This is a genomic window from Apibacter sp. ESL0404, from assembly GCF_019469245.1.
GTDB lineage: Bacteria > Bacteroidota > Bacteroidia > Flavobacteriales > Weeksellaceae > Apibacter.
The window spans coordinates 877808-904773 of record NZ_CP048267.1 but is presented as its reverse complement, the minus strand read 5'-3'; the positions used below and the strand labels follow the sequence as shown (position 1 = coordinate 904773).

The 26966-nt window shown below is 32.0% G+C and carries 28 protein-coding genes; 10 read left to right on the top strand and 18 right to left on the bottom strand.

Annotated features, from left to right (window positions below):
- The first annotated feature begins 6 nt into the window (after positions 1-6).
- From GYM72_RS03810 to GYM72_RS03790, 5 genes are all read left to right on the top strand, one after another.
- Positions 7-375 (top strand): hypothetical protein, encoded by a 369-nt coding sequence (locus GYM72_RS03810; RefSeq protein ID WP_220264758.1) that lies wholly within the window; start codon positions 7-9, stop codon positions 373-375.
- Positions 372-914 (top strand): imm11 family protein, encoded by a 543-nt coding sequence (locus tag GYM72_RS03805; protein ID WP_220264757.1) that lies wholly within the window; start codon positions 372-374, stop codon positions 912-914. Before GYM72_RS03810 ends, GYM72_RS03805 begins: the two co-directional genes overlap by 4 nt.
- A 27-nt stretch (positions 915-941) precedes the next feature.
- Complete coding sequence (locus tag GYM72_RS03800; RefSeq protein WP_160556502.1) at positions 942-1496, top strand: imm11 family protein; 555 nt, start codon at positions 942-944, stop codon at positions 1494-1496.
- A 10-nt stretch (positions 1497-1506) separates the two neighbouring features.
- Complete coding sequence (locus GYM72_RS03795) at positions 1507-2313, top strand: hypothetical protein (protein ID WP_220264756.1); 807 nt, start codon at positions 1507-1509, stop codon at positions 2311-2313.
- 648 nt (positions 2314-2961) lie between these two features.
- Entirely contained in the window at positions 2962-3936 is a 975-nt protein-coding gene (locus GYM72_RS03790) for a PKD domain-containing protein (RefSeq protein ID WP_220264755.1), read from the top strand.
- Positions 3937-4252: 316 nt separating this feature from the next.
- Here the strand turns inward: GYM72_RS03790 and GYM72_RS03785 are convergent, their stop codons facing one another.
- From GYM72_RS03785 to GYM72_RS03730, 12 genes are all read right to left on the bottom strand, one after another.
- A complete protein-coding gene (locus tag GYM72_RS03785) occupies positions 4253-4432 on the bottom strand; it encodes a hypothetical protein (protein WP_220264754.1) in 180 nt (59 codons plus the stop codon).
- A gap of 97 nt (positions 4433-4529) precedes the next feature.
- Positions 4530-6176 (bottom strand): DUF4280 domain-containing protein, encoded by a 1647-nt coding sequence (locus GYM72_RS03780; protein ID WP_220264753.1) that lies wholly within the window; start codon positions 6174-6176, stop codon positions 4530-4532.
- Positions 6164-6931 (bottom strand): hypothetical protein, encoded by a 768-nt coding sequence (locus GYM72_RS03775; RefSeq protein WP_220264752.1) that lies wholly within the window; start codon positions 6929-6931, stop codon positions 6164-6166. The genes GYM72_RS03780 and GYM72_RS03775 overlap by 13 nt, the downstream gene beginning before the upstream one ends.
- Positions 6909-8531, bottom strand: coding sequence for a phospholipase effector Tle1 domain-containing protein (locus GYM72_RS03770; protein WP_220264751.1), 1623 nt, complete (start codon positions 8529-8531; stop codon positions 6909-6911). The genes GYM72_RS03775 and GYM72_RS03770 overlap by 23 nt, the downstream gene beginning before the upstream one ends.
- A gap of 1 nt (position 8532) precedes the next feature.
- Positions 8533-9636 carry a DUF2931 family protein gene (locus GYM72_RS03765; protein ID WP_220264750.1) on the bottom strand — a complete coding sequence of 368 codons (1104 nt, stop codon included), beginning with the start codon at positions 9634-9636 and terminating at the stop codon, positions 8533-8535.
- A gap of 35 nt (positions 9637-9671) precedes the next feature.
- The gene (locus tag GYM72_RS03760) at positions 9672-10781 is read right to left on the bottom strand and encodes a DUF2931 family protein (protein WP_220264749.1); all 1110 of its coding nucleotides are present in this window, start codon (positions 10779-10781) and stop codon (positions 9672-9674) included.
- A gap of 3 nt (positions 10782-10784) precedes the next feature.
- Positions 10785-11852, bottom strand: a complete 1068-nt coding sequence (locus tag GYM72_RS03755; protein ID WP_220264748.1) for a DUF2931 family protein — start codon at positions 11850-11852, stop codon at positions 10785-10787.
- Positions 11853-11895: 43 nt separating this feature from the next.
- Positions 11896-13821 carry a type VI secretion system Vgr family protein gene (locus GYM72_RS03750; protein ID WP_220264747.1) on the bottom strand — a complete coding sequence of 642 codons (1926 nt, stop codon included), beginning with the start codon at positions 13819-13821 and terminating at the stop codon, positions 11896-11898.
- 578 nt (positions 13822-14399) lie between these two features.
- The gene (locus GYM72_RS03745; RefSeq protein WP_220264746.1) at positions 14400-14663 is read right to left on the bottom strand and encodes a hypothetical protein; all 264 of its coding nucleotides are present in this window, start codon (positions 14661-14663) and stop codon (positions 14400-14402) included.
- A gap of 113 nt (positions 14664-14776) precedes the next feature.
- A complete protein-coding gene (locus tag GYM72_RS03740; RefSeq protein ID WP_220264745.1) occupies positions 14777-14986 on the bottom strand; it encodes a hypothetical protein in 210 nt (69 codons plus the stop codon).
- A gap of 163 nt (positions 14987-15149) precedes the next feature.
- Positions 15150-15335 (bottom strand): hypothetical protein, encoded by a 186-nt coding sequence (locus tag GYM72_RS03735; RefSeq protein WP_220264744.1) that lies wholly within the window; start codon positions 15333-15335, stop codon positions 15150-15152.
- An 808-nt stretch (positions 15336-16143) separates the two neighbouring features.
- Positions 16144-16692, bottom strand: a complete 549-nt coding sequence (locus GYM72_RS03730; RefSeq protein ID WP_220264743.1) for a ClbS/DfsB family four-helix bundle protein — start codon at positions 16690-16692, stop codon at positions 16144-16146.
- Positions 16693-17315: 623 nt separating this feature from the next.
- On the opposite strand from GYM72_RS03730, the gene GYM72_RS03725 reads away from it, so the two are divergent.
- From GYM72_RS03725 to GYM72_RS03705, 5 genes are all read left to right on the top strand, one after another.
- Positions 17316-18365 (top strand): alpha/beta fold hydrolase, encoded by a 1050-nt coding sequence (locus GYM72_RS03725; protein WP_220264742.1) that lies wholly within the window; start codon positions 17316-17318, stop codon positions 18363-18365.
- A 306-nt stretch (positions 18366-18671) separates the two neighbouring features.
- Positions 18672-19325 carry a response regulator gene (locus tag GYM72_RS03720; protein ID WP_160567445.1) on the top strand — a complete coding sequence of 218 codons (654 nt, stop codon included), beginning with the start codon at positions 18672-18674 and terminating at the stop codon, positions 19323-19325.
- Positions 19326-19604: 279 nt separating this feature from the next.
- Complete coding sequence (locus GYM72_RS03715) at positions 19605-20021, top strand: LexA family transcriptional regulator (protein ID WP_105297408.1); 417 nt, start codon at positions 19605-19607, stop codon at positions 20019-20021.
- Between the two features lies 1 nt (position 20022).
- A complete protein-coding gene (locus GYM72_RS03710; protein ID WP_220264741.1) occupies positions 20023-21285 on the top strand; it encodes a Y-family DNA polymerase in 1263 nt (420 codons plus the stop codon).
- 54 nt (positions 21286-21339) lie between these two features.
- The gene (locus GYM72_RS03705; RefSeq protein ID WP_220264740.1) at positions 21340-22122 is read left to right on the top strand and encodes a GIY-YIG nuclease family protein; all 783 of its coding nucleotides are present in this window, start codon (positions 21340-21342) and stop codon (positions 22120-22122) included.
- Positions 22123-22272: 150 nt separating this feature from the next.
- On the opposite strand, the gene GYM72_RS09975 is transcribed toward GYM72_RS03705, so the two are convergent.
- From GYM72_RS09975 to GYM72_RS03675, 6 genes are all read right to left on the bottom strand, one after another.
- Complete coding sequence (locus GYM72_RS09975) at positions 22273-22491, bottom strand: hypothetical protein (protein ID WP_160542280.1); 219 nt, start codon at positions 22489-22491, stop codon at positions 22273-22275.
- 154 nt (positions 22492-22645) lie between these two features.
- Positions 22646-23302, bottom strand: a complete 657-nt coding sequence (locus GYM72_RS03695) for an ATP-binding cassette domain-containing protein (RefSeq protein WP_220264739.1) — start codon at positions 23300-23302, stop codon at positions 22646-22648.
- An 8-nt stretch (positions 23303-23310) separates the two neighbouring features.
- Entirely contained in the window at positions 23311-23988 is a 678-nt protein-coding gene (gene modB / locus GYM72_RS03690) for a molybdate ABC transporter permease subunit (protein ID WP_160567450.1), read from the bottom strand.
- A 4-nt stretch (positions 23989-23992) separates the two neighbouring features.
- The gene (modA, locus tag GYM72_RS03685; RefSeq protein ID WP_105297402.1) at positions 23993-24757 is read right to left on the bottom strand and encodes a molybdate ABC transporter substrate-binding protein; all 765 of its coding nucleotides are present in this window, start codon (positions 24755-24757) and stop codon (positions 23993-23995) included.
- Positions 24758-24772: 15 nt separating this feature from the next.
- Positions 24773-25681 carry a bifunctional molybdenum cofactor biosynthesis protein MoaC/MoaB gene (gene moaCB, locus GYM72_RS03680; RefSeq protein WP_220264738.1) on the bottom strand — a complete coding sequence of 303 codons (909 nt, stop codon included), beginning with the start codon at positions 25679-25681 and terminating at the stop codon, positions 24773-24775.
- Positions 25682-25698: 17 nt separating this feature from the next.
- The gene (locus GYM72_RS03675) at positions 25699-26958 is read right to left on the bottom strand and encodes an alginate export family protein (protein ID WP_160542284.1); all 1260 of its coding nucleotides are present in this window, start codon (positions 26956-26958) and stop codon (positions 25699-25701) included.
- Positions 26959-26966 lie beyond the last annotated feature (8 nt).

Here is a 26966-nt window from a genome sequence, read left to right as displayed (position 1 = left end):
GAATTTATGGTTTTAAAAAAAGAACCTAAAATTGATATGGATTTTTATGATATCATGGATATTGGAATCTATATTATTAACCAACGAGTTTATGAACTCCTTTTACCATTATTAGATGAAACGGTGGAAATTTTAATACGTAGTGACGACAGCGATTATTATTTGCTTAATATCATCCTTTCTACCGATTGCTTGGATAAAGAAAATTCAGAATACACTGCCCTACCCAGCGGTCAGATTATGGAATATAATTTTTTTGTATTGATTCACAAAAAAAATAATCATCGGAATCTTACTACCTGCAATTTTTATCAAGAAAAAGAAAATATAGATCCATTTCAAGGATTTAAAAAAAACGAAAAAAATAAAATATGAAAGATTTTGAATATTATTTTATGGAAAGCAAAGAAGACCAAGCGTATCCAATGATTGATCTTTTGGATGAAAATGGTGAAATAATTGAAGCTCAATTAGGTGATCCTTTGCCTCGTCGTCCTATATTAGCCGATTATTTAACAGGCGCTAAAGATTTTGTTACTAAAAAAATAGCAGATGTGATGTTAGCTATGAATATGGAAGGAGTGCGTATTGTTCCTATAGAGTTATCAGACCAAAAAGGTGGCTATATTGAAGATTATTACTGCATATACGTTGATGATAATACCTACGAAGCCTTAGATAAAGAAAAATCTGATTACGAATACGATGAAGAATGCGATATGTACTATATAAATGGATATGTCTTAGATAGAGAAGTTTTAAAAAAAATACCGTTAAATAAACGTTTAGGATGGAGATTATTAGAAGACCCAGGAATTTATTTATATCATAAATCAGTAATTGATGAGATAAAAAAACTAAATCCAACCGGTGTTGAATTTATAAATATTGAAGAATATGAAGGAATCTTTTAAGAGTATATTATATGATTTTTTAAACAAATGATAATATACGAGCTAAGTATTGATGGAAATAACGCAACCCAATTAGAATTTCCTTTACAAGAGGAGCAGGATAAATTCTTGCTCCTTGCCGAAGAAAAAATTACCAATTTCCTATCTGTAAAAGAAGAATGGGAAGAATTTATGGTTTTAAAAAAAGAACCTAAAATTGATATGGATTTTTATGATATCATGGATATAGGGGTCTATATTGTTAACCAACGAGTTTATGAACTCCTTTTACCATTATTAGATGAAACGGTGGAAATTTTAAAACTGCGTAGTGACGACAGCGATTTTTATTTGCTTAATATCATTCATACTACCGATTGCTTGGATAAAGAAAATTCAGAATACACTGCTCTACCCGGCGGTCAGATTATGGAATATGATTTTCTCTGTATTGATCCACAAAAAATAACTTGTCCCATATTTCGAATCCCTGAATTACCCTATACGGTATTAATAACCGAACAAATAATTGAATTATTCTATTTGAATCAGTTAAAAGGATTGCATTTAACTGATGCCGAATATGTAACCAGTGATATTTAATTATTAAAAAATGAGTATCGAATCCCCCGTATATAATACTTTAGCCCTAACTATTAAAAAAGCTATTCCTACTTTAGAAAAAGACGGTAAAATATTTGCCCATCAGATTATTGCCATATCCGAATCGGGAAAATCTTATATTATTAAAGAACGACGCGGCATACCTATTCAAAACTACATTGGAAAAAAAGTACACTGCGTCATTGAAATACTTGATGCCGAATTTTATACGCCAACCAATAAAAAAGAAAGGGAAGATTTACCATCCAATGTAATGAAAGGTATTTATTTATGGAAAGAAACCGGATATAAATTTATTCCGGAATTAGTTAAATTAGTTGATGGAGATCCAAATGAAATCGATCATGATTATGATGAAAATGAATATGATAAACAAGCACCCGCCTATTTTGAAGAATGGGGTGAATATGGTCTAGGGTTAGATATCTATCAAACAAAGCCTATGATAAAAATAGGAAATGGCGTTTGTTTTCTAAATGAATATTGTCAAGAAGAAATGATTGATGAATGGAAATATGGACAAGAAGTATTTTTTTCACCTAAAGAAATGCTCCTTAGAGGTATACACACCGGCAAAGCAAAGATCAATTCAAGTAAAGTTGATAAAAAAGCCAACATATCTTATAATGAAGAAAATGACTATAAAATATATGAAGGAAAAAAATATACTAAGGAAGAATGGATAATAAAAGAGAAAAAAATTTGGAAAGAATATGCTAAAAAAAACAATATTTACCTTGATGATTCAAATGAAAAAGAAAATAATAAACCATCCGACTCTTTTTTATTTGATTAATATAAGGTTTTACACACTCTGAAAAATTCAACTTAAATTAAACAGGGAACTATTTTTTTTATAATTATTGTTGCCTAATTGGATTCAACATTATTAGATAATAAATTCAAAGCATGATAAAAAAGTTTATTTTACATAATTGAGATGGATAAAATTGATGATCATATTCAAATAGTAGGAAGATTTATACATACCTGAAAACACTAATCAATAAAAGAAAAATCAATTTAAACACTATTTTTAGTTAGTAATTATATTTAATTATTAAAATAATAAAATAGATTTTAATACATAGTTATAATTATAATTTAAATAATAAAGATGATTAAGATTTATAAACAAAATTAAGAATCGATTTAATATTTTTTTTCTTTTAACTAAGTTAAATTTATATTTTACATCCATACATTTGCTTTATATATTTTAGCGCAATTAAACCGAGTTACTCTTCTTCTTATCTAATTAGTTAAATTTTTAATTTATAAAATAACATGGGTTAAAAATAATTTTAAATTTTTATTTTTATTTTTGACATAAAATAATTAATTATATATATTTATAATTTATTAAATATACTTATTTATATTTTATATATATATTTAATTTTAACTAAGTTTGCTGCAATACTTACTATTATTTTTAACTACTATGAATTATAAATTAAGGAATACTCTGACTTATTATGTACATAAAGTAGATTTACGAATATTTTTAGTTTTTTCAACATGTATTTTAATTGGTCTCTTACTTTTATACTATAAATATTCTAAGCAAAAGGAATGTAATCAAATTAATTTTGAAATTATAGCTGAAAACAGTCAAGTTGGTGAATCTATTAAATTTAAAGATCTTACCCCCGGTGCCAAAAATTGGGTTTGGGATTTTGGAGATTATACTGAGAAAAAAAAGGATCAATATCCTGTGCATACCTATGAGAATCCCGGAACTTACATTGTGACCTTACACGTTAATGGCACTTGTAAATTGCAAAAAACAATTGAGATTAATCCCGGGGATAGGATCACAGATTCCTTAAAAATGCCAAAAATTATTGTTCCAAGTGTAGTTAGAGTAGATGAACCCCTCGATATCTATTATGAATATATTGGAGAAGCTTTTTCTTGGGAATGGTCATTTGGAGAATCAGGACAAATGGACTCTACACAGGAATATCCTGTATACAGTTATAGCTTACCTGGAAAAAAAAGATTGACCTTGGTGATCAACGGGGATATGACGCATATTGCAAGTAAAGATATTATCGTGATACCTAAAAAATTAACTGCCGAAATGTATAAAACGTACAAAGAAAATTTTAAAAATAAAAATAAGATTGTTTATACATTACCTCCGGGTAAAATTCAAAAAGATCCATTTGAAGAGTTTTTAGAATCCATTCCCTTTCAACCCATGGATAGTTCTTCTAAAAAGAGTAAAACTAAAACAGAAAATACTTCAGCTCCCTCAATTTCTGAAAATCAATTCGAATTATTATTACTGGATGTTTCAAAACAAACGAAAACCATGGAAGACTTTGGAAAATATACGTGTAATAATTATGAATTTCCGGTAATTCATAATAATGAAATAATTACATTTTCAGAGTTTTGTAAAAAAAATTAAAAATAAAAAAATTAAAATTAAATCACTACGACTAGTAAAAAATAAAAAGAATTGTATAGAATCTATAATACTAAGATGCAAAATCAAAAAAACTCGAAAGTAGATTTTTAATCTACTTTCGAGTTTTAATTTATTAAACTGTCAATAATTTCCAATTTTTGCTCGATGCGACTGTCTCTTTCACGACTCCAACTTACTTATCGGTTAGCCGCTTCATTCAAAGAACAAACCGTAGGATGTTGTCTTCTATATTATAATTAAAAAGTTCGAACATAGAATTTTTAAAACTTTCGATTAGAGAAGATTGATATTAAACTCAATCATAATTAAATAATTCAGGAATTGCAGCCGGTTGTCTTCTAAATAATTTTTTTTCAGTTATATTAAAATCTTTAAAATCTGATTGTTCCGAATGGTTAATATCTTTTATTTGGGTAATACTATCTTCTTTTTTATTTAGTATGATGGAAAATTTATCAGAATTTCGATGACTCATTTTTTTGTTAATTAGTTAAATTGTTTCTTAAAATAACGTTCAAATTAGCTGCATAGTACTTTTTAAAGACTAGTTTTTTTTTCAACATTTAATCCTCTTAAGGACCTATAAATACAGCAGGATGAGAAACAAGGGTTTTTGCTTGAGCGGAATTCCAACTTTGTAAGATTCGGGCATTCCAAAAAATATTTGCTAACGGCAGCGGCTCCGGCGTGGGAATCGCTCCTTTGATAGTATTATCCGGCAAACGAATAACGTTGATCGCATCAGGAACATCATAATTTAGATGGATTCTTGTATCAAAATCAATATGTGTATATGCCCAAGGAAACTTAGAATTTACCGATTGTGAAGATGATTGTTTTTTTATAGTTGCCGTTTTTCCTCCGTTTGAAATTGGATATACCCCATCGGCATATCTCGGATTTAAATTAATTCTGTCTAAAGTCCATTCCGGATAATGGCATATTTGCTTTTGATCATGCTCTTCAATAATCGGTCGGGTCATCCGTTTGTTTACATCCCATATTCCCATTCCACCTTTTTTCCTTTGAACCCAAGTATACATTTCGGTGGTACCTGCTTCTTTAACCACAAATTCTGCCGAAAAATCTTTTACAGGCAAACCCAAAGCGTTTTCTGTATAAACATTTTGTATAGTTCGTATTTCAATTAAATTATTACTAACCTCCACAAAATGAACTATACTTTCTTCATTTACCTTTGAGGGATCAGAAAATGATAAAACTTTAAAATAAATTTTCATGGTTGAAAATTCGTGTAACGGTTGTCTGGCTAAATCTCTCCACCACTCTAACGGCATTGTGTAAGAAGCCTTACCCGAAGCATCTAAAGTCAAAGGGATTTCGTCATGAGAATAGCTGCTAAACGTTTTCACAGAAATCCTTTCCACAGATAATTTATTTTTATCCCAACTGTCGGATATTCCTACCGTATTTGTTAATAAAGAAGGATCAACCTTTGCCACCTGAATATCAATTGGTTCCCCGGGTTCTCCGTCGGTAATTTCAAATTCCAGATTGGGAAATCTTGGGCCGAATAAAGTTCCGTCCTTTTTCAACACTACTGTATATTGATCTTGAAGGGCTTTTATTTTTATTTTCTTTTTGGGAATCGGTATGGGAGCTCCTTCCATATTGAGTTCGGGTTTATTGATTTGACCGCTGTCGATAATTTTTATATCTACTCCGCCATAATGGCAAGGAATCGTGCTTTTGAGCAATAAAGGCGGCCGATCTTGGACTTTCATACTTCCCGTGTTTTTCCAATCTCCCGTTATCATGGATACTTGACAAGGAAAAGAACGGTTCGGGCTTTTTTTACAATTTCCCCGAAAAACAAGACTCAAGGAACTTTTCTCTTCTATGGTTGCTGTTTTCTTTTCTTGTGTAGTGGGCGTATCCAAATTTACTTTAAGTATTCCTTTGGGATTGGTACACAACGGACATTCCAGCTCTGCTCCGTCAATAACGATTAATTCATCCCATATTTTCTGCCTTTCTTTTTCTCTTTCTGTATTATCTGATTCGAGTATCCGGGCATTTTCTTCTTCCATTCGGCTAATTTCATTCCATTGCTTATCCTCGGAAGTAGCTGTTTTTCCCATAATCGGAAGTTTTTCAAACTCCTTGTCCCAAGCTTTTTTACTAACTCGAGACGCATCTTGTGGTGTGGGAAAATGGTTTGCTTTATTGTTCGAAAAGAGTTTTTTTAACCAATCCATACTATTCTGTATTTTTTAAGTTGATTTTCATAAATTATATCCAAATATCCCTCATGCAATAGCCCCGAAGAATAGAGATAGCTACCTTCATATAGAGTCGTGTTTGTCTCTTTTGTCTGCCAAGGTTTTCCTTTTACTTGGAACCATTTTTTTATGTCTCCTTCCCTTTTTTTCACTTCATTCCATTCTTCCGCAAAAACTTTATTCCAATGTGGATGTTTTACTTTTCTTGGATACTTCGTATCATTTTCATTTTTTAAATTCCCGATACGGCTTCCGTTAAAAAACATACCGTACATTTCATAACTTAACAAGTAGCCGATCATTCTTAATTCATCTTGAAGTAAACGGCTTAAAAAATCAAAGTACGATTCAATAGAAGAGCCACTATGATAAGCTTCCAATTTTCTCCGCTCTGTGTTCCACCGTTCCTGTATTTTTTTTAGATTTTTAAGCTTAACGGCTTCTCCTTTCTCATTAACACAAATACGTATATCATTAAAAAGATAGGAGATTTCCCGAAGCAAATTATATTGGGGTATGGCTTTTTCCAACTTTACTTCCGTGCGAAAACACAGAATTTGAAAGTGAAAGTGTTCACGGGTTTTTTCGGTAAATAAGACTCCGACATTTCTGGTCCAAAGTTTTTCCTTACCTTTTCCATGATTCATTTGATCCATAAAACTTGTAGTGAGTCGGTAGTAGTACGTTTTTCCCGGCTGCATTTTTATTTCAATTGGTGTCAACGGTTCCATCGGCATTATAATATTCTCTTTTTCTGCTTTTATTGGGCGTATTGCCCAATTCTCCCCAATGGGAAGACCAATGCAAGTAGTAGTTTCTTATTTTCTTTAGCAATCGATCGGAATCGGTGACATATATTTCTTCTAATTCTTTTTCGATTGGTTGGTGGTTAGTTTCTGTTAGTATCTTCTTGTCTGCTTGATTCAAGTGATTTTCCTTGATTTCTTTTGTTGAAGTGGCTTGGTTGAGTTTTTTTTCTTCCTTTTCGCTTTTCAATACCCAGTCTTCATTCCATTTCATGGTATAAAGCTGTAGATACTCTTTGGCCTGTTCCAGGATCTTGTTTCCCGAAAGACTGTATTTCTCCATTTCGCCGGGCATATAATACTTCCCCATATAGGGTTCTGATTCTTCCCGCATCAGGTGTAGAAAGATATAGCTGTATTCTTTCCTTAGGTTCCGTTCGCCTTTTAAGCTGTAATGGCTGTGCTTGGTTACCATTTTAGGTTCTATTTTTAATTGTTCCGGAGTGTACCATCCGCCTTGGATCAGTTCTGCTCGATAGTCTATCAGCTTTTCCAATTCATATTTTGACCTTTTTTCGATCAACAGGTTTTCGCTGCCGGTTTCGGTATAGTTGGAATAGCTGCCTCCTATATCACTGTGAACTCCCGGGAAATTGCGTTCTATGCGATTAGTCCCCGGCTTAATGCGGGTAAGTGGAAAATATTCCCGATGCTCGTCCAACGAGGTAAAATGAACGATTTTTTGTGGTCTTCCTAATTCATCTAAATGTAATTTAGATATTTTACTTTTGAAATTCGGTAAAAGCCAGGTATCCGGATCGTAAGAAACTACTGTATCGTAGATTCCTAAAAAACGCAAATGAATGAAGGTATTGTCAATCAGTTCATGACTAATTTTCTTTTTTAATAAGGCAGTTCCTAAATTACCCATTCGGGGCAGTTTTCCATTTTTTACCCAAGCTTGTGGCACTTCTTTTCCTTCATGATCATAATATCTACCGTTTTTTACTTTCGCCGGATACGCTAATTTTTGAATATTGTATGCAAAATAGCGTGCGGCCGCCGCTCCTCGGCTAAAGCCAAAGACATCTACGGTTATTAGAATAGTATCAAATTGAATATTACCCCTTTTAAATTTTTTAGAAAATTCAGTAATTTTTTCAGCTAATGTTTCACATCCATTGGTTACCTTTCCTTGAATACCTGTCTCTCCCCTTCCTAAGGCATACCCCCATAGTTTATCCTCCTTTTTGTCTTGAGTTCCTATTCCTTCCACGTAAATGGTATATTCTCTATTACAACTTAACGATTTTCTGCCTACATTGGTAAAATCATTTAAATAGCTGGTACTTTCTTTATCTACTCGTTTTCTGCTCAAGAATTTTTTTTCTTGTGCATTTTGCTCAAATATTTCAATCTCTTCTTTGGTGGGATTTCCATAGCCGTCTATGCCCCGCACTTTTTTCCATATTCGGGTATTTTCTCGGTTATTAAGTGTTCCGTCAAAAAACAATCCATAGGTTAGTTGAAGCTCTCCCGGTTCAGATCGGGCCTCTCCGCTGTTAAATACAAAGGTTTTTCCCATTTTAAAATACTTTTACCTCACTTTTATACAACCCGATGCTTTTTCCGTTTCCTTCCAACCATACCGAGGCATCATCTCCGGTATGGGTGATTCGTATGGTTATTTGTAGAGGTTCTTCCGCCTTACCTTGTGTAAGCTCTTCAAAGGCTTTAAATATTTGATCTTCATTAAATTTGATATATCCTCCACAATTCTCTTTTGTTTTTTCCTTCCAACGAAAGCTTATTTGTTTAGGTATGGCTTTTTCCTCTTCATAGTTCCAGTGCAATTCCTTTGGTATTTGATATCTTTTTATTTGATAGTCTCCAAATAAATTTGTTTCTTCTCCGTTATAGAATTCATACGTCATCTCATCCAATTCTGCCTCTTTGGGTAGTTCATAATTTATTTTCCAATTGTATTTTTTCCTGTATGTATCCCATAACCCGTAAGGAATGGGTTTGTCTTTATTAGCATCTTGCACATCTTGTGGGATGATCCCCGGATTTTTCATTATGGATTCTTGATATTCAGGCCGTAGCATGCTGTATTCCGGTTCGTCTTTTAATTTTTCTATTTGTTCTTTGGGTATTTCCGTTTTCACTCCCTGGTATCTGCCTATTTCTAATTGACGACCTATTCCCGCTGCCCAAACTACGGCTACTCCTCCCGGGGCAAAACCTACATTGATGGTTCTATAGTTTTCTTTAAACGGTTCCGGAATTTCTTCATTGTATGAAGGGATGTAGTACCCCTTTCTGAAAAGCCCGGCTATTTTTTCATAATCCAGTTCTGCATCTACATGATAAAAGGTTTTTTCGGCAAATGAGATCCATATTACATTTAGTCGTTTAGGCAACGGCTTTTTTCCATGACTCATACTCCTCCCCTCACTGCCCCACTCTGCATGATCTACCACTCCCGAATATAAACTTGTATAACCTCCATCCGTTAATTCAAGTCCCCCCATAAATACGTCTACCGGATAGCCTGAGGGACAGGAGACGGTTTCTTTCCATTTAAATTCTTCTTTCATAGTTTTTTTATTTTTATCCTGACAGCTTACCACTACGGAAAGCAGTTGTAGCAGTGCTATCAGATAATGATTTTTTATTTTTAGTTTCATTATTAAATATTTATATTATAAATGGTTTCCCATTTTTAAAATATTTTTACCTCACTTTCATACAATCCTATACTTTTTCCGTTTCCTTCCAACCATACCGAAGCATCATCTCCGGTATGGATAATTCGTACGGTTAATTGTATTGATTCTTCCGTATTTCCCTGAGTTAATTCTTCAAAAGTCTTAAATATCTGGGCTTCATTAAAAGTTATTGCTCCTGATCTTAATTTATTTTCTTTTTCAATCCAACTAAATGATATTTTTCGAGGTATGGCTTTTTTTTCTGATTTGTTCCATCTTAATTCTTCCGGTATTTGATATAATTTTATCGGTTTATCCCCGAATAAGATTTCTTTTTCTCCATTAAAGTAAAAACAAGTTACTCTATTGGTTATTTCATTTGAATTCGGAAAATCAAAGTTAAATTTCCAATTATATTTTTTCCTGTATGTATCCCAAAGCCCAAAAGGAATGAGTTTGCCTTTATTGGCCTCTTGCACTTCTTGAGGGATGATCCCAGGATTTTTTATCACCGATTCTTGATATTCCGGACGAAGCATACTGTATTCCGGTTCATCTTTTAATTTTTCAACTTGCTCTTTGGGTATTTCTGTTTTTACTCCCTGGTATCTGCCTATTTCTATTTGACGACCTATTCCCGCGACCCAAACTACGGCTACTCCTCCCGGGGCAAAACCTATATTGATTGTTCTATAGTTTTCTTTAAACGGTTCCGGATTATCTTTATTTATAGATGGAGTAAAATATCCTTTTCTAAAAAGACCGGTTATTTTTTCGTAATCCAATTCGGCATCCACATGGTAAAAGGTTTTTTCGGCAAAAGAAATCCATATCACATTAAGCCGCTTAGGAAGAGGTTTAATACCACTACCCATAATTCTTCCTAAACTCCCCCAACCCTCTCGTCCTGTATGTAAGCCAGAAAAGAGGCTGGCATATCCTCCATCAGTTAATTCAAGTCCTCCCATAAATACGTCTACCGGATAACCTAAAGGACAGGAGACAGATTCCTTCCATTCAAATTCTTCTTTCATAGTTTTTTTATTTTTATCCTGACAGCTTACCACCACAGAAAGCAGTTGAAGCATGGCCACCAGGAAATGATTTTTTATTTTTAATATCATTGTTTAAAATATTTTTACCTCACTTTTATACAACCCGATGCTTTTTCCGTTTCCTTCCAACCATACCGAGGCATCATCTCCGGTATGGGTGATTCGTATGGTTATTTGTAGAGGTATCCCTTCCGCCATACCCTGTGTCAGCTCTTCAAATGCCTTAAATATTTGATCTTCTTTAAATTTGATATATCCTCCACAGTTTTTTTTTACTTTTTCATTCCAGCGAAAGCTTATTAGTTTAGGTATGGCTTTCTCCTCTTCATAATCCCAATGTAATTCTTTCGGGATATCATATTTTTTTATTTGATAGTCGCCAAATAGCACTACTTTTTCCCCATTATATAATTTATAAGTCATTTGATCTAATTCTGCCTCTTTGGGTAATTCATAATTTATTTTCCAATTATATTTTTTCCTGTACGTATCCCATAGCCCATAAGGAATGGGTTTGTTTTTATTAGCATCTTGCACTTCTTGAGGAATAATCCCCGGATTTTTCATTATGGATTCTTGATATTCCGGACGAAGCATGCTGTATTCCGGTTCATCTTTTAATTTTTCTACTTGCTCTTTGGGAATTTCCGTTTTTACTCCCTGATATCTGCCTATTTCTAATTGACGACCTATTCCCGCTGCCCAAACTACGGCTACTCCTCCCGGGGCAAAACCTACGTTAATAGTACCATAATCCTCTCTAAATGGTTCTGGACGTTCTTTATCCATGGATAATGTATAATAACCTCTCTTAAATAGTCCTACTATTTTTTCATAATCCAATTCAGCATCTACATGGTAAAAGGTCTTTTCGACAAATGAGATCCAGATAACATTTAATCGTTTAGGCAACGGCTTTTTTCCATGACTCATACTTCTTCCCTCGCTTCCCCAACCACCTTTTCCAGTATGTAAGCCAGAAAATAAACTGGTATATCCACCATCAGTTAATTCTAATCCTCCCATAAATACGTCTACCGGATATCCTAAAGGACAGGAAACAGACTCTTTCCATTTAAATTCTTCTTTCATAGTTTTTTTATTTTTATCCTGACAGCTGTTGAATATAAATGAAAGCATGAGTAGGAATTTATATATTGTTGTTATTCGAATCACCTTGTTTTTATCCTTTATTTACTCTTGCATCAATGGTCCCTAAAATTGTTGCTGTTCCTGAACTTTGTATCCAAAGATCCCCTCCTACTATTTTATAGGTGGAAGTAGCTGTTGTTTCGGTTAATTCTCCGTTAACCGTAATTTTTTTATTTTCGAATACCCTCTGTGTATAAGAATGAGAAATATGTTTGTGCTCATTCCCTACTTCCAAATGATTGTCATTTCCTACTTGTACATGAAAATTATTCCCTATGGTAACCGTAAAATCATTTCCTACGGTAAAATTCATATTATTAGGGGCATTTACGGAAATATTTCCTTTTCCGTCCATAAACCAGCTGCTTTTTCCGGGATCGGTTATTAAAATGCTACCCTCTGCATCATTAAACAGTATTTGGGTTCCGCTTCTTGTTTGTATGACTTTAATGTCATTTTCGGCTGTGTAATAGGCCGCAATTTCTCCTCCGTTGTATGCTGTTCCTACTACGATAGGCGCTTCGGCATTGCCGCCTTGAAAGGCTATCAATACGGTTTCTCCTATTTCGGGATTCATAAAACAGCCTTTTCCTGATCCGGCATGGGGTTGGATTACTTGAATCCAAGGGGTTTGCTGATTGTCGGGTTTCTGCCAAACAAATTGTACGCGCACTCTTCCCATTCGCAAGGGATCTTTATTATCTGTAACGACGGCATGTTGCAGGGGGGCTTTCGGATATTCGTATTCATCACAATACGCAGGAACGGTTACCTCTTTGGGTAACCCGATAAAGGTATTGGTATATCCTTCTCCATCTGAAAATTCGTGAGTTATTTCTGTTATTCGGTAGGATTCAATGGGGGTTTTACCTGTTTTGAAGATTTCATGCCCGGGCATCCAAATATTTATTTTGGCAATATCTCCTATCCGTAGTTCAGGGTTATTAGAGGTGGCTTCTATATATACCAAATTTTGTTGTTTAACCTTTTGTTTGATAATCGCCTCTTCTATTTCAACCTGTCCTTTGTGTAAAAGACTATGATGGAAATGTGCGGTAGGTGCTTTGGTAAACAAATTTTGACTGGAATTAAAGGCTGATTGTTGAAAGGGATTTGTGGACTTTTGGAGGTTTTCTCTTTCAGAGTTTACCGTGTAATCTTTTTCTTGTATGGGATCGTAAACGGCATAAGAGAATTTTTGAGGTTTGGTTTCCAGTTTAAGTTCATAGTCATATATATCTTCGCCCTCGGACAATTCAACAATGCGGCTGCCCCATGAAGAAAATTGAAATTTTTCTCCGTTATAATAAAAGTATTCTCCATATCTTACGGCGAGATTTTTTATAAATTGAAAATCATTTTGATTGTACTGAACGGTATAGGGTAATTTGTTTTTAAGGTTGGGATTGCAATCAAACGAAACTATATCTTTTGGATAGTCTTGGGAAACTTCTCGTATAATCTCTTCTAAGGTTTGATTTTCAAAACTTCGGCAATGAATTCCATTTTCCATTAGAAAAGCCGGGGTTTTTCCTCGAATAATAATCTTCTTTATCCCGTCTTTTTTATTGGAGGATATGGATGATATAAGTCCTGTCCATACGGAGACAATTTTTCCAAATTGTATGAAACTAAAAGTTATGCGACTTCCCAAATATTTTTTTGAATTCTGAAGCAAATAGGCATTGGATTCATCGAATTCTCCGGGATCAGCGGTTAGAGTAAATTCATGATCTGCATTGATTTTCTGAATTAGCTTCAAATGTATACAGGTATTTGAAAAAAACGGATTTCCGTTTATTTGTACTTCTATATGAACCAAATGTGAATTTCCATAGAGTTGTTGTTTACTTCCTCCATAGGCAGCTATAACTCCTTTTTGTTGTTTAGCTTCTTCTATTTCTTTTTGAGTTAATAGTTTGAAGGATTCTCCTTCATCCGGCATAATTGGATTCATGACAGGAATGTTTTAGTTAGTTTGTTTATAGATATATAAATATATATACAGGATAAATATAAAGATATTTTTAAACCAAATAAAATATTTTTTTATTTTATTTTTTATTAAAATACCATTTATAAATAATTTAAATAGTTTCCAATTATGAACGGTTTATTGTAAAAGATATGTTTAAAAAGTATTTATTTTATATTCATTATAAACGTTAAACATTAATTTATTCCTTGTTTACTCTTTTTTGTTAAATATAGTTCATGATATCATCATTATGGATTAAAATTCAATATTGGATATATGATTAATTCGTTTACATTACGTAATCTTCTATAGTACCGGTTTTTCATTTATTAATGAGGGATGGATCGGCGTCTAAATAAATCGTTTAAGTCAACTCCTTATTAGATTTATTGTAAGGTCTAAATTTGAATCTTTCTTTATAAGAAAAAAGTTTCAAGTAAATTTGTAGAAATAGTTTACCAATAGACAACTATAATTTTTAAGCCTGATTACAATTTTTCTCTAATTTGTTACTTTTTCTTTTTTGTTGACGTGTAGATCAAATGTTTAATTAAAAGTTATTTAAAATTTTCAATTTTATTTTTTATTTCACTTATAAAATCGGATGCTAAAGTACTATTAAGTACATGTTCTTCAAATGTCATGGTTAAATTCATAATAACTTTATAAAACTTTTCATTATTTTTTACAATCGGAATATTTTTTAACTTATCTAAACTTATACTCATTGTTGAACTTATGACAGGAACTTCTGTAATTAGATCATTATCCTTTAGCGAAGTGATCATAAAACTTCCCTGTATGCGGTGTCTTTTAGCCAAATTTTTATAAATCAGAAATGAAATCAAACGTCTTAAATATTGGAGTTGAGCTTCTATTAATCTGGTTTCTTTAAAAAAGATGGAAGTATTATAGTCAGAAAATTTGCATTTATCTATAATTTCTTGAATTTCTTCAGTTTTTTTTCATCCGAATCTTTAATTACACAAGATATATTTTTCTTTTGCCCATTGATCTCTTTGTCTAACATAAATTTTGCATTTATGGATTCGTATTCTACCACTTTCGGAAAAAATTTGGAACGTTTGACAGCTATATTTAGTTCCGGAAAACATCTTAATACATCTGATATTATATATATCATATAAGCAGTATAAGAAATTTTTTTTCTTGTATTGTTATTTCTATGCTCAACGAGATTAGTACCATCTACGGGTACGGAGAGATGGATGGCATTTATTTTTGTGGTGTATATACTCCCTTTATTTGTCTTGATATAGGCTTTATTGGGTTCATTTTTTTATTATTTAAATGTTAGAATCTTTTAGCGATAAATTCTTTACATTCTTTATTAATAAAAAATATTTATTTGAAAATATCTTTACTCCTTTTTCAACATACGCAACTATCTCTAATGGAAATAAAGAATTCCATTTTTCACCTATTTGTGGTGTTGCCCCAAATATGATCATTTTGTATAGCAATCCTTTCAAAAATTCACCTAATTTTTGAGTTTTATTCTTAAGTATTACTTTTTAATAGTTTAAATTTAGTTTGATTGAATTTCGAGTGGTTAGCAGATTCTCTTATTGATTATTTATTTTTTATCTCATATCATTGTATCATTTTTTTATTTTAAGCCATATATGAATTAACAAACGAACCTGTTTTTTGCTATAAAAACACATTCAATCTAATCCTAGTCAATAATAGGAAAATTTTTCCGTAATTATTTTTTTTTAATGAATTAGTTTCATTCACTACTGCGTTCCCTATATTTAGGATTATCTATTCTTAAAAGAATAGCACCTACTTAATTTCTATTTTTTATAATTCTGATTGAAATGACTTATATTCTATCTGATATGTGCAAATCAATATTATAATCGTTTTACTTAATTTTTCATATTTCAAGCAGGATATATTAAATTCATGACTGATCATATATTATTTCTATTATCCTGATGTATGCTTTTTATTTATAAATAATTATTGTCAACGCTTTTGATTAAATTTTTAATTGAATTAATCGAATTAACCTACCGGCTAACATGTCTTTCTTTTAGAATTTAAATACTTACTTTTTGATATTAATTTCATTAAATTATATTTTATATTAGTATAAATACTCAGTGTTTCATCTAAGGTAGTACTACGCAACTTTTCAAATGAATCGAATCCCATCTGTTGTAATCTTTCTATGATTTTATCACCAAAGTATTTAGTTCTAAAAGGTGTTTCTTTTCTTGTTCTGAAAAAGCCATACAGTTCCTTATCTTTTTTGCAATAAATGTTATGATTTTACTGATTCGAATTTAATTTTTTCCATTTTCTAATTTTAGTTCTAAAGGATTTAAATGGTGCAACAGAATTAATATGGATAAATCGTGCAACAGTCCATGCTGGAGGAAAAGGTTTAGTCCAATTACGCGAGTCTTTTATGAAAAGTGTACTATCATCTAATGAGTTAATCCAATTATTCCAGATAACAAGTTTCTCATTAAATAATTTAATCAGTTCTTGTAATGAATAATCCTCATAAATCTTATAAAAGTGTTGATATAATGTGCCTAACTGATTCCATTTGTAGCCTTCTGCTGGTAATGTTGGGGTTTGTCCAGCGAGTTCAAGATCATCCCAAGACTTGACAAGATCCATCCATCCTAATTGATAAGCAATCATTTGACCTGGAGTTCGATCCACTCCATCTATTAATTTATCTTTATCTAATTCGGATAATTCACTGAATTCATCAATAAATAGCTTAGCAGTTTTATTTATGTCATCCAATAGATGCTGTTTATTCTCGTAATTCATTTTATTTTTTTTTAACTTATTAAAATGTTTCATTTTTTCATTTCAAATATATGAAAATAAATATACAATATTTTATTTGTTTTACATTTTTTCAATATATATAAGTTATTTATACATTTTAAAATATAAAAATATGGTTATTTACACTTATTCACTCGAATTTATAATATAAAAATTTATTTTTTAGTTTAATAAAATTATTTTTTTTTATAATTAAATAATAAAAAATATTTACTGAATACGAGTAAAATATTTCGTACCGATTCAATCAAAAAACACAATAACAATAATATATAAATAAACACAAAAATGACAATTATCAGGAGTTTAACTTATATATTTTTATTAATTTTAAAAAATTATTTTAAAATTTATAAGTATTATTGTGTATAAATAATTTAATTTTAAAATGATTTATATGAATGATTATGACTTTAAAAAAGAATGTTCATAAATTAATCAGTAAACTTATTTTATCTAACATGATAAAATTGTATTATCTTATTTATAGTTGTAGATTTTTTTAATAAAACCAATTTCTAAAATTAAGCATACATTATATACTGCCTAGTAAGGAGTAATTATTTATACCAACCGGATACGATTAAAATAATTACGATAAATATTATTGAATAAATATAATTTAATATATGAAAATGAAAAATAAAATTACCTTAAGCTTCTTATGTCTATTATTTATTATTATCAATTTTTCTGCCCAATCAATCTCAAATAATAATAATAATAGTTATAATGTAGGATTTCGTGAATTAAATTTAGATGATAATTCACGACCGCTTCAAATTGCTTTAGTATATCCTACTTCAGCAAAACATCCCATGGCAAGAATTGGAGACAATGAATATATCATTGGCGAAAGTGTAATTTATGATGCTAAAATATCCGATAAAAACTTTCCTTTGGTTATTTTTTCCCATGGACTGAATGGGTCTTGGGATAATCATGTTTGGTTAGCTACAGCTTTAAGTAAAAGGGGATTTATTGTGGCAATGCCTAATCATCCCGGAACTACCTTACAAGATATGGATCCGCAACTTGCTCGAAATATGTTAGCCCGTCCGGAAGATATTCGCCGTACGATCAGTTATTTATTGGAAACTAAACAATTTTCGGATCATATAGATGCTAATAATATCTCTATTATCGGGCACTCTTATGGAGGATGGACTGCAGTAGAAGCTATTGGCGGTAAATCTTCTGCTAAAGTTTTCAAAAAAGAATGCCGAAAATATCCCATCATGTTGGCATGCGATGTTTTCAATGAGCAAATGAAAGACTTAGATGAAACATCAGATTTTTTAAAATTAGATAAAGACATGAAGGATCCCCGTATCAAAAAAGCTGTAATTTTAGATATAGGATTTGGCCGCATGTTTATTCCGTCCAGCTTATCGGAAATAAAAATTCCGGTTTTAGTGTATTCCGCCGGACCATTTGTAGAAAGAATACCGGCAAAATTAGAAACCGGTTATTTAACTAAATATTTACCATCAAAAACAACTAAGCACATACCTTTAAATAAAGCTACCCATTATAGCTTTATGGCTATCTGCAGAAACAATGCAATTGAACTATTTCAAAAAGACAGACCGGATCAAGTTCCTACTTGTCAATTTGATACGAATGAGCGTGCAAATATTCATATTCAATTGATTGACCAAATAAGTAATTTCTTAGTAAAATAACCAGAAGCTTTAAAAAAATTTCATAAATGACAAGGCTGTTAAAACTATTTAATAGCCTTGTCATTTTTATATACATCATTTCAATAAAATTAGCAAAAAATTACCGATAATTATATATAAGTTACTTAATCTTTAAAAAACATGACTTAACTTCTATTGCTGTTATGATATCCTCAAAACCCTTTTCCTTATTTCGTTTTTAATCTCTACTAAAAAAGTGTAAAATTTTATCCCTGAATTTTAAAATAATAATCTTATTTTTGCAGGCAATACAAAGACAACAACACAACGCTAAAAAGTTTTATTATGTTTGAAAAGATTCTTATTGCAGAGAATTTCTCTAACGATAATTTTGCTGTTAAAAAGATAGTTGAAGAACTAAATATTCCTCATATTGACCAAGCAAATTATTGTGATGATGCCATTTCTAAAATTCGAAAGTCTTTTTCTAATAATTTACCTTATGGACTATTAATTACAGACTTAACATTTGACCCTAATCAAGAACATGTCATTACATGCGGGGAAGAACTTATTAAAGTAGCCAAAGAGGAATTTCCCGATCTTAAAATTATTGTTTTTTCCATTGAAGACAGACAGCCTATTATTAATTCTTTTTTTGAAAAATATAATATAGATGCTTTTATAACGAAAAGCGCAGAAAGTGCAAAAGAATTAAAGAAAGCTATAGAAGATGTTTATGAAAATAAAATATACCTGTATTCCAACAAATCTCAAAAAGGCGGATTATTTGAGTTCACAAACAACGACCTGGAATTAGTGCGCCTATTATCGGTTGGTATGAATGTGCCTGAAATTTCAGTCAAATTCAAAACAGAAAAGGTATATCCCAACAGTGAAAGTTATTTAAATAAAAGATTGGTATCGATTCGACAACATGCCGGAGCTGCAACTACTTTACATTTACTTACTTTATTTTCAGATTGGAACTTAATATAAATCGTACGGTAAAATTTATTAAAAAATATTTTACAACCTAATTGATTTATTTTCAATTACATATAAAAGTTTAATGCATATATTCATGAAATCCATCAATTAAACAGTAAATATCCGATCCCTATATCCTTTCGGTATATAAATGATTGTTGAAACAGTTAGCACCTCATAAATATGCCTTTATTTTATTAAGGATATATCATTGATATTATCTAAATATCAATCAAATTGCTATTTTATCGCTTCTTTTTCAACATAATTCATAATAAATTTGCATTTATGAAGCGAAAAGATAATTTATCTTTATGGTTTGCAGGAGACATCAAAGCCGGATTTCCTTCGGCAGCAGATGATTTTCACTTGGAACGAATTAATTTGAACGACGAATTAATAAGAGATCCCGAAACCACTTTCTTGGCACGAGTAAATGGGGATTCTATGAAAGATATGAGGATTTATAACGGAGATCTTATTATCGTGGATAAAGCATTGGAACCTAAAAACGGCAATATTGCCGTATGTTATATAGACGGGGAATTTACATTAAAAAGACTAAAGGTAGTAAAGGAAAAAGGAATAGTAAAAGAAATTATTCTCCTGCCGGAAAACAAGGAATACGAACCGATCCGGGTTACTCCTGATCAAGATTTTATTATTTGGGGAATACTTACCCACACTATTATAAAATTTTCATAGCATGTACGCTTTATTAGATTGTAATAACTTTTATGCTTCTTGCGAAAGAGTGAGTAATCCCTCTTTAACAGGTAAACCTGTTTGTGTGCTTTCAAATAACGACGGCTGCGTAATTGCCCGCTCCAATGAAGCAAAGGCCCTCGGCATCCCTATGGGAGCTCCTGCATTTAAATATGAAAAAGTATTTGAAGAAAATCAAATATTCCTCTATTCCGCCAATTTTCCTCTGTATGGTGATTTAAGTAACCGTGTAATGAATATCATCGGGCGTTATTGCAAAGAAGTTGAAATATATTCTATCGATGAAGCATTTATGAACTTTAACGGCTATATGCAATTAAATTTGCGGGAACATTGTTTAGACTTAAGAAAATATATACTTAAGGGTGTAGGCATTCCTACCAGCATAGGAATTGCTCCTACTAAAACACTTGCCAAAGTAGCTAACAGAATTGCCAAAAAATACCCTGAGCAAACCCATAATGTATATGTTATTGATTCTCCCGAAAAAATTGAAAAAGCACTCAAGTGGTTGCATATTGGAGATATATGGGGAATTGGAAGAAGATTAAACAAACGATTTCAGGCAAAAGGTATTCGTAAAGCCTATGAATTGGTTAATCTTCCGGAAACATTTATACGTCAAGAAATGGGAATAGTAGGAATCCGCATGATCAATGAATTAAAGGGAATTCCTCAGCTGGATATAGATTTGCCGGCTCGTAAAAAGTCTATTGCCACTACCCGCACCTTCGATTATATGACCGACAAACTAGAAGATTTAAAAGAAAGAGTAGCTACCTTTGCCGTGAAATGTTCAGAAAAATTACGCGCACAACAAAGTTGTTGTAATTATGTGACTGTATTTCTGCATACAAATTTCTATAGGGGCGATTTAATTCAACATCACCCCGCTGTTACTTTAACGCTGTCTAATCCCCACAATTCAGCTATTGAGTTAAGTAAATGCGCTCAAAAGGCATTGGAAACCATATATAAAAAGGGGTATCAATACAAAAAAGCAGGAGTTATTGTTTCAGGCATAATCCCTGAATCGGAAAGACAAATTTCTTTGTTTGACGAGGATTATTATCTGAAACACCAACCTATTATGAAGATTATGGATAAGTTGAACCATAAATACCATGAAGATAAACTGAAATTGGGTTGTCAAGATATTAAAAGGACTTGGAAGATGAAGCAGACCCGACTTTCTAAACGTTTCTCTACCGATATGAGGGAACTTATACAAGTTAAGGTATAAGGAAGATCCGGCTAAATATCATCCGATGATAATTTTATAAAAAACAGAGTGAATATGCGTGAGGATTTAAAAAAGATGGTTTCCGATTTACCCACCGTTCCGGGAGTATATTATATTTATACCCATGAAGAACGATTGATTTATATCGGAAAAAGCAATAATATCAAAAAAAGATTAAGCCAACATTTTACCTGTACCGACCGTAAATCGGTAAAAATACAAAACTTTGCTTCCAAAGTCAGGTATGAACCTACAGGAAGCGAATTAATTGCGCTGCTTATGGAATCTGAGGAAATAAAACACCACAAACCTATTTATAATAGAGCGCAAAGGCATAGCATTTTTTATTATGGTTTATATCCCGAAATAACTCAAGAAGGGTATATATCTTTACAATTGAAAAAAATAGATAACCGATCACAGGAAATTAATTCTTACTTGAGCTTAAAGCAAGGAAAAGAAGATTTATTCCGCATTACGGAAACTTATAAACTTTGCCAAAAAATAAACGGATTGTATAAATCCAAGGCTCAATGTTTCCAATATACGCTACACGAGTGTTTAGGCGCCTGCGTTAATGAAGAACCCGTAGATGAATATAACAAGCGTGTGCATCAATATTTAGAAAAAAATTCTTTTCCACAAGAAACCGTATTATTAAAACTTCCGGGAAGAACAAAGGATGAAAAGGGATTAGTTTTAATTGAAAACGGAATTTATAAAGGATTCGGATTCTGCCCGAAAAGATCTCGAAAAGATCCGTTAACGTTTATTATGCCTAAATCGGATAACAAAGATGCAAGAAGAATTTTAAGAAGCTATTTGAAAAAACAATAAAACAGGTTCATTACAAACCTAATAATTTTGTTTTCAATCAATTATTATTTCCATACCGGTAATGTACTGTATTTTTACCCCCGTTAAATACAGACAATTGTTTACGTTTAATAGAACGTTTTTAGCGTTATATTATTTTGCCTAATAATCCTAATAATCATTTATTTTAAAAAAATTTTCAAGATATCTTTTATAAATTTTTACATGAAAAATTAATAATAAAATAAAAATCATACTAGATAAAAAAGTAAACCATAAAGGCGAAAAAACTATCAACCAAGACCATTCTATAATATTTAAAAGTTTTAAAATAATAAAAGTAATTGTTAAAAATCCCGGCAAAGAAGAAAGAAAAATTAATAGTTTCATTTATCTAGAAGTTAGTTTTAATTTTTCAATTATATTGTGAAAAATTTATTTAGTGCACACAAAGATACAAATTTCTAAAAAAATATACGAATTTTAATAAAAATACATGTATTTTATACAAGAAAGATAAAATAAAATAAAATATAGTATAATTCTAAGAATTCTTGATTAGTCGAATTTGATCGTATTCCATATATAAAACACACTGAGCCATTTTGTTAACTTCGTCTTGATCGTGAGAAACTACTAAGGTAGTAGAACCAAAAACAGCATGTGTCTTTAAAATTTCGTTTTGAAGTTTTATCCTCATCGTCGAATCTACAGAAGACAAAGGTTCATCCAGAAGTAATAGATCCGCTTTTTTAGCCAAAGTTCTTGCAAGAGCTGTTCTTTGTTTTTGTCCTCCTGAAAGTTTATCAGGTTTCTGATTTCGTAAAGCATCTAATCCATAAGACTTAATTAGAGTATCCACCCATGCTTTATCTTTTACTTTATTTTGTGCAAAAGATATATTTTCTTCCACCGTCATATTGGGAAATAAAGCATAATCTTGAAACATGAAACCTATGTTTCTTTTTTGCGGACTTAAATTTATGTTATTTAAAGAATCGTAGAAAATGCGATCTCCTACTTGAATTATTCCCCTATCGGGTTTTGTTAAACCGGCAATCATTCTAAGAAGTGTAGTTTTTCCTATTCCCGAAGGCCCGGAAATACATATTAATTGGTTTTCGGTAAGTTCAGTTTGCACAGATAAAATACGACTTCCTTCCGAGGTTAAAATTCTATATTCAATATCAATATATATCATTAAGAAAATTATATAGTTTTAATTTTAAAACCTTTATTAATGCTATAAATGAGAGTAAGCAATATAAATGAAATTAAAAATAAAATAAATGAATATTGATTCGCGGTTTTATAATCTAATGCTTGTACCTGATCGTATATGGCAATGGAAGCTATACGAGTTTCTCCGGGGATATTTCCTCCAACCATTAGCACAATTCCAAATTCTCCTATACAATGCGCAAAAGTTAATGCTACACCGGTGATAAGAGAAGGCTTTATATTAGGTAATAAAACTTTGAAAAATGTAGTTGTTTTGGATTTTCCTAAAGTATAGGCAGCTTCTCTGTAACTTACAGGAAGAGACGAAAATCCATTTTGAAGAGATTGTATCATAAAGGGCAAACCTGCTATAATACTTGCTATAATTATGCCTTCAAAAGTAAAAGCTAATCTGGTATTAAAGTGTTTCTCTAAAAAAGCGCCCGGTATGTTTTGAGGACTAAAGGCCACCAATAAATAATAACCCAGTACCGTGGGAGGAAGAACTAAAGGCATACAGATCAAAGCTTCTACCAGGGGTTTTATTTTGAAATGCGTATATGCCAACAGGTAGGCAACCGGCAACCCTATAAACAATAAGAAAACGGTTGATAGAGTTGCCAACTTACCTGTAAGCCAAAGAGTGTTTATAAAATCTTCGCTCAATTAATTAATCTTTTTTTGCTAAACCGTATCCGTATTTTTTCCAAATATTGTCACATTTGGAACTGATGATATAATCCAAGAAACGAGAAGCTTCACCGTTTTTTTCCCACCCGTTTATAAGTACGGCAGCTTGTGCTATCGGTGGACATATATCTTCCGGTAATACATAATAGTGCCCCTTATTTTTCATTTCGGGTGCTAAGGCCAGCGATAAAGCAATAAACCCTATTTCTGCATTTCCTGAAAATGCATATTGAGCCGTCTGATTAATGTTTTCACCCCATACAATACGTTTACTTATTTTATCGTATAAATCCTCCTTTTTAAGTGCATTAACAGAATTTAAACCATAGGGAGCATTGTCCGGATTAGCAATGGCTATTTTTTTAACTTCCGGTAATAAAACGGCTGACAATCCTTGCGATAAATTCAATGTAGAACTCCACATGGCTACTCTTCCGTAACAATAGTTAACTGCCGATGCAGAAGTTAACCCTCGATCTTCTAATTTGCCGGGAAATTTAGTATCTGCAGACATAAAGAGATCAAAAGGGGCTCCATTAATAATTTGTTGAGTTAGAGTTCCTGAAGACCCATAAGTAATTTGGAGATCTGCGCCCGGGTAATCTTTAAGATATTGTTCTTTAATTTCTTCCAGTACATATCTTAAATTAGCAGCAGCGGCAATAGTAGCTTTACGTTCTTTTGTACAGGATATTAAGCCGAATAAAAATAGTAATATCGGCAAAAAAACTAGCTTACGTTTCATGATTATATAAAATTTTTAGTGTTGTGCTCCTTCAATTATTTTGAAAATATGCAGTATCGAAGGAAAAACTGCATCCATAGATTCTTCTGCTCCTTTGGTAGAACCCGGCATAGTAATTACTAAGGTATTTCCGATTAATCCGGCTATGCTTCTGGATAACATGGCTAAAGGCGTTCTGTTTTGCCCATAGCTTCTTATCGCTTCAGCCACTCCCGGAATTTCTCTTTCCAGTAAAGGTTGAACCGCTTCAGGCGTAACATCCCTCTTAGATAATCCGGTACCGCCGGTTACCAAAATTAAATTTACTCCTTTACGGTGAAATTCTCTAATTTTGGTTTGTATATCCTCTTTTTCGTCCGGAATAATTTCATAATCGGAAACATCTACTCCTATGGTTTGAAGTTTTTCCATAATTACTTTACCAGCACGGTCTTTTTTATCACCCTTAGAAATGCTGTCAGAACAAACCAATATGGATGCAGTTAATGGTAAATCAAATGAATTACTTTTATCTGATTTTCCTCCTCTTTTTTCCAGTAATTTAATTTGTTGGATTTCGACATTCTTATCAATGGGTTTAAGCATATCATACATCGTTAGGGCAACTACCGATGCCGCATGCATAGCTTCCACTTCAACTCCTGTCTTATAAATGGTATGTATTTCAGCATAAATATAAATCTCTAACTCTTTCATTTCATAGGTTATGGAAGTATATTCTATGGGCAGCGGATGACAATCAGGAATCATGTCACTTGTTTTCTTTGCCGCAAATAATCCGGCAACTTTTGCCATTTCAAAAATATTTCCTTTGGGAACTTTGTTATCCTTAATAGTTTGAATAGTTTGTTGAGATCCCACCTTAACCATCGCTTGAGCTATGGCTTTTCGTAAAGAATTACTTTTATGCGTTATATTTACCACTTTTTTATTTTTTAAAATTATTTTTCTGCTTTGGTTGAAAAGAATACCGGTTTGAAAGTAATCATGATATAAGCCCATTGTGGAAACTTGGTATCAACCCCCAATTGATCTTTTAGTATTCTTGTTCCTTTGTTTTTCATATAAGTACTCCAACCTGCTTGTAAAGATAATGTTTGAGAAACTGTATAATCTGCCAATAAATCAATTTCAGATCCTATGCCTTTGTTATTTCGGTTATCCATTTTTTCAGCAGTTGAGAAAGTATGGAATCCTCCGTCAAAACTTAATTTTGAATTTGCTTTTACAGACACTCCACCGTATAAATCAAGTAACCCTTGCTTAGGTAAGGTTGCCCAATACTCCATAGATCCATTAAAAGAATGGTTAGCACCATAAAGTTTATTAAAGGTGTGATCTTTAGATTTTGATAACGTGGATTTGGAACCTGAATAATAATCAACCCCTACGTTAGCTGAAATGAAATCGGAGAATCTATACTTAGTCTTCAAAGCTAATAAAGAAGCATCTAATTTACTGTCAGATCTGTCATATCCAAACTGGTAATATCCGGTTGCATAAAATGAAAAAGGAATGCTGCGATCATCTAATCCAAAGTTAGCTCCTACTGTATTTCTAAAGATAGAAGTTTTTACTTCTTCAGGAACTTCTCCTTTTTGGAATCCTTCATTAACCCATATGGCAGAAGCTGTAAATTTTCCAATTGGTTTATATAACCAAGTATAGAATAATGATTTATAACTTTTGTCATACACAGATTCATAAAGGACATCCGCTGCATTGTTCCAACCTCCTCCGACATGTGCTTTAAATTTAGAGGTTTCGTATTTTAATTTTAAAAGGTCATGTGCATTAGGGGTATTGCTCCAATTACCGGATGAAAAGAGACGCTTATCGTCATATTCCAATATTTGACGTCCTAAAACTCCTGAAAATTCAGGGGTAAAGAAATATTCTGCCCAAGCTTCGTATACTCCTAAATTATTTCCGGTTTTATTTATTCCATTTGATCCGTACGTTTCCGTATCTTGTAAAGTAATTTTAACTTTATAATCTTTTTCAGAATAAGTAGCACCCAATCGTACCCTTAAGTTATTCACATAAGCAGCATCTAAAGAATCTGCCAAAGGCTTACGAAAACCACTTCTTAATTCTCCTCTGGTTCTCAGTTCTCCGTCAATTTTAATTTTCTGTGCAGTTAAGAGACTTAAACTCCCTAAACTAAAAAACAACAAATACCAAATTTTTTTGTGTTTCATAAATTTAA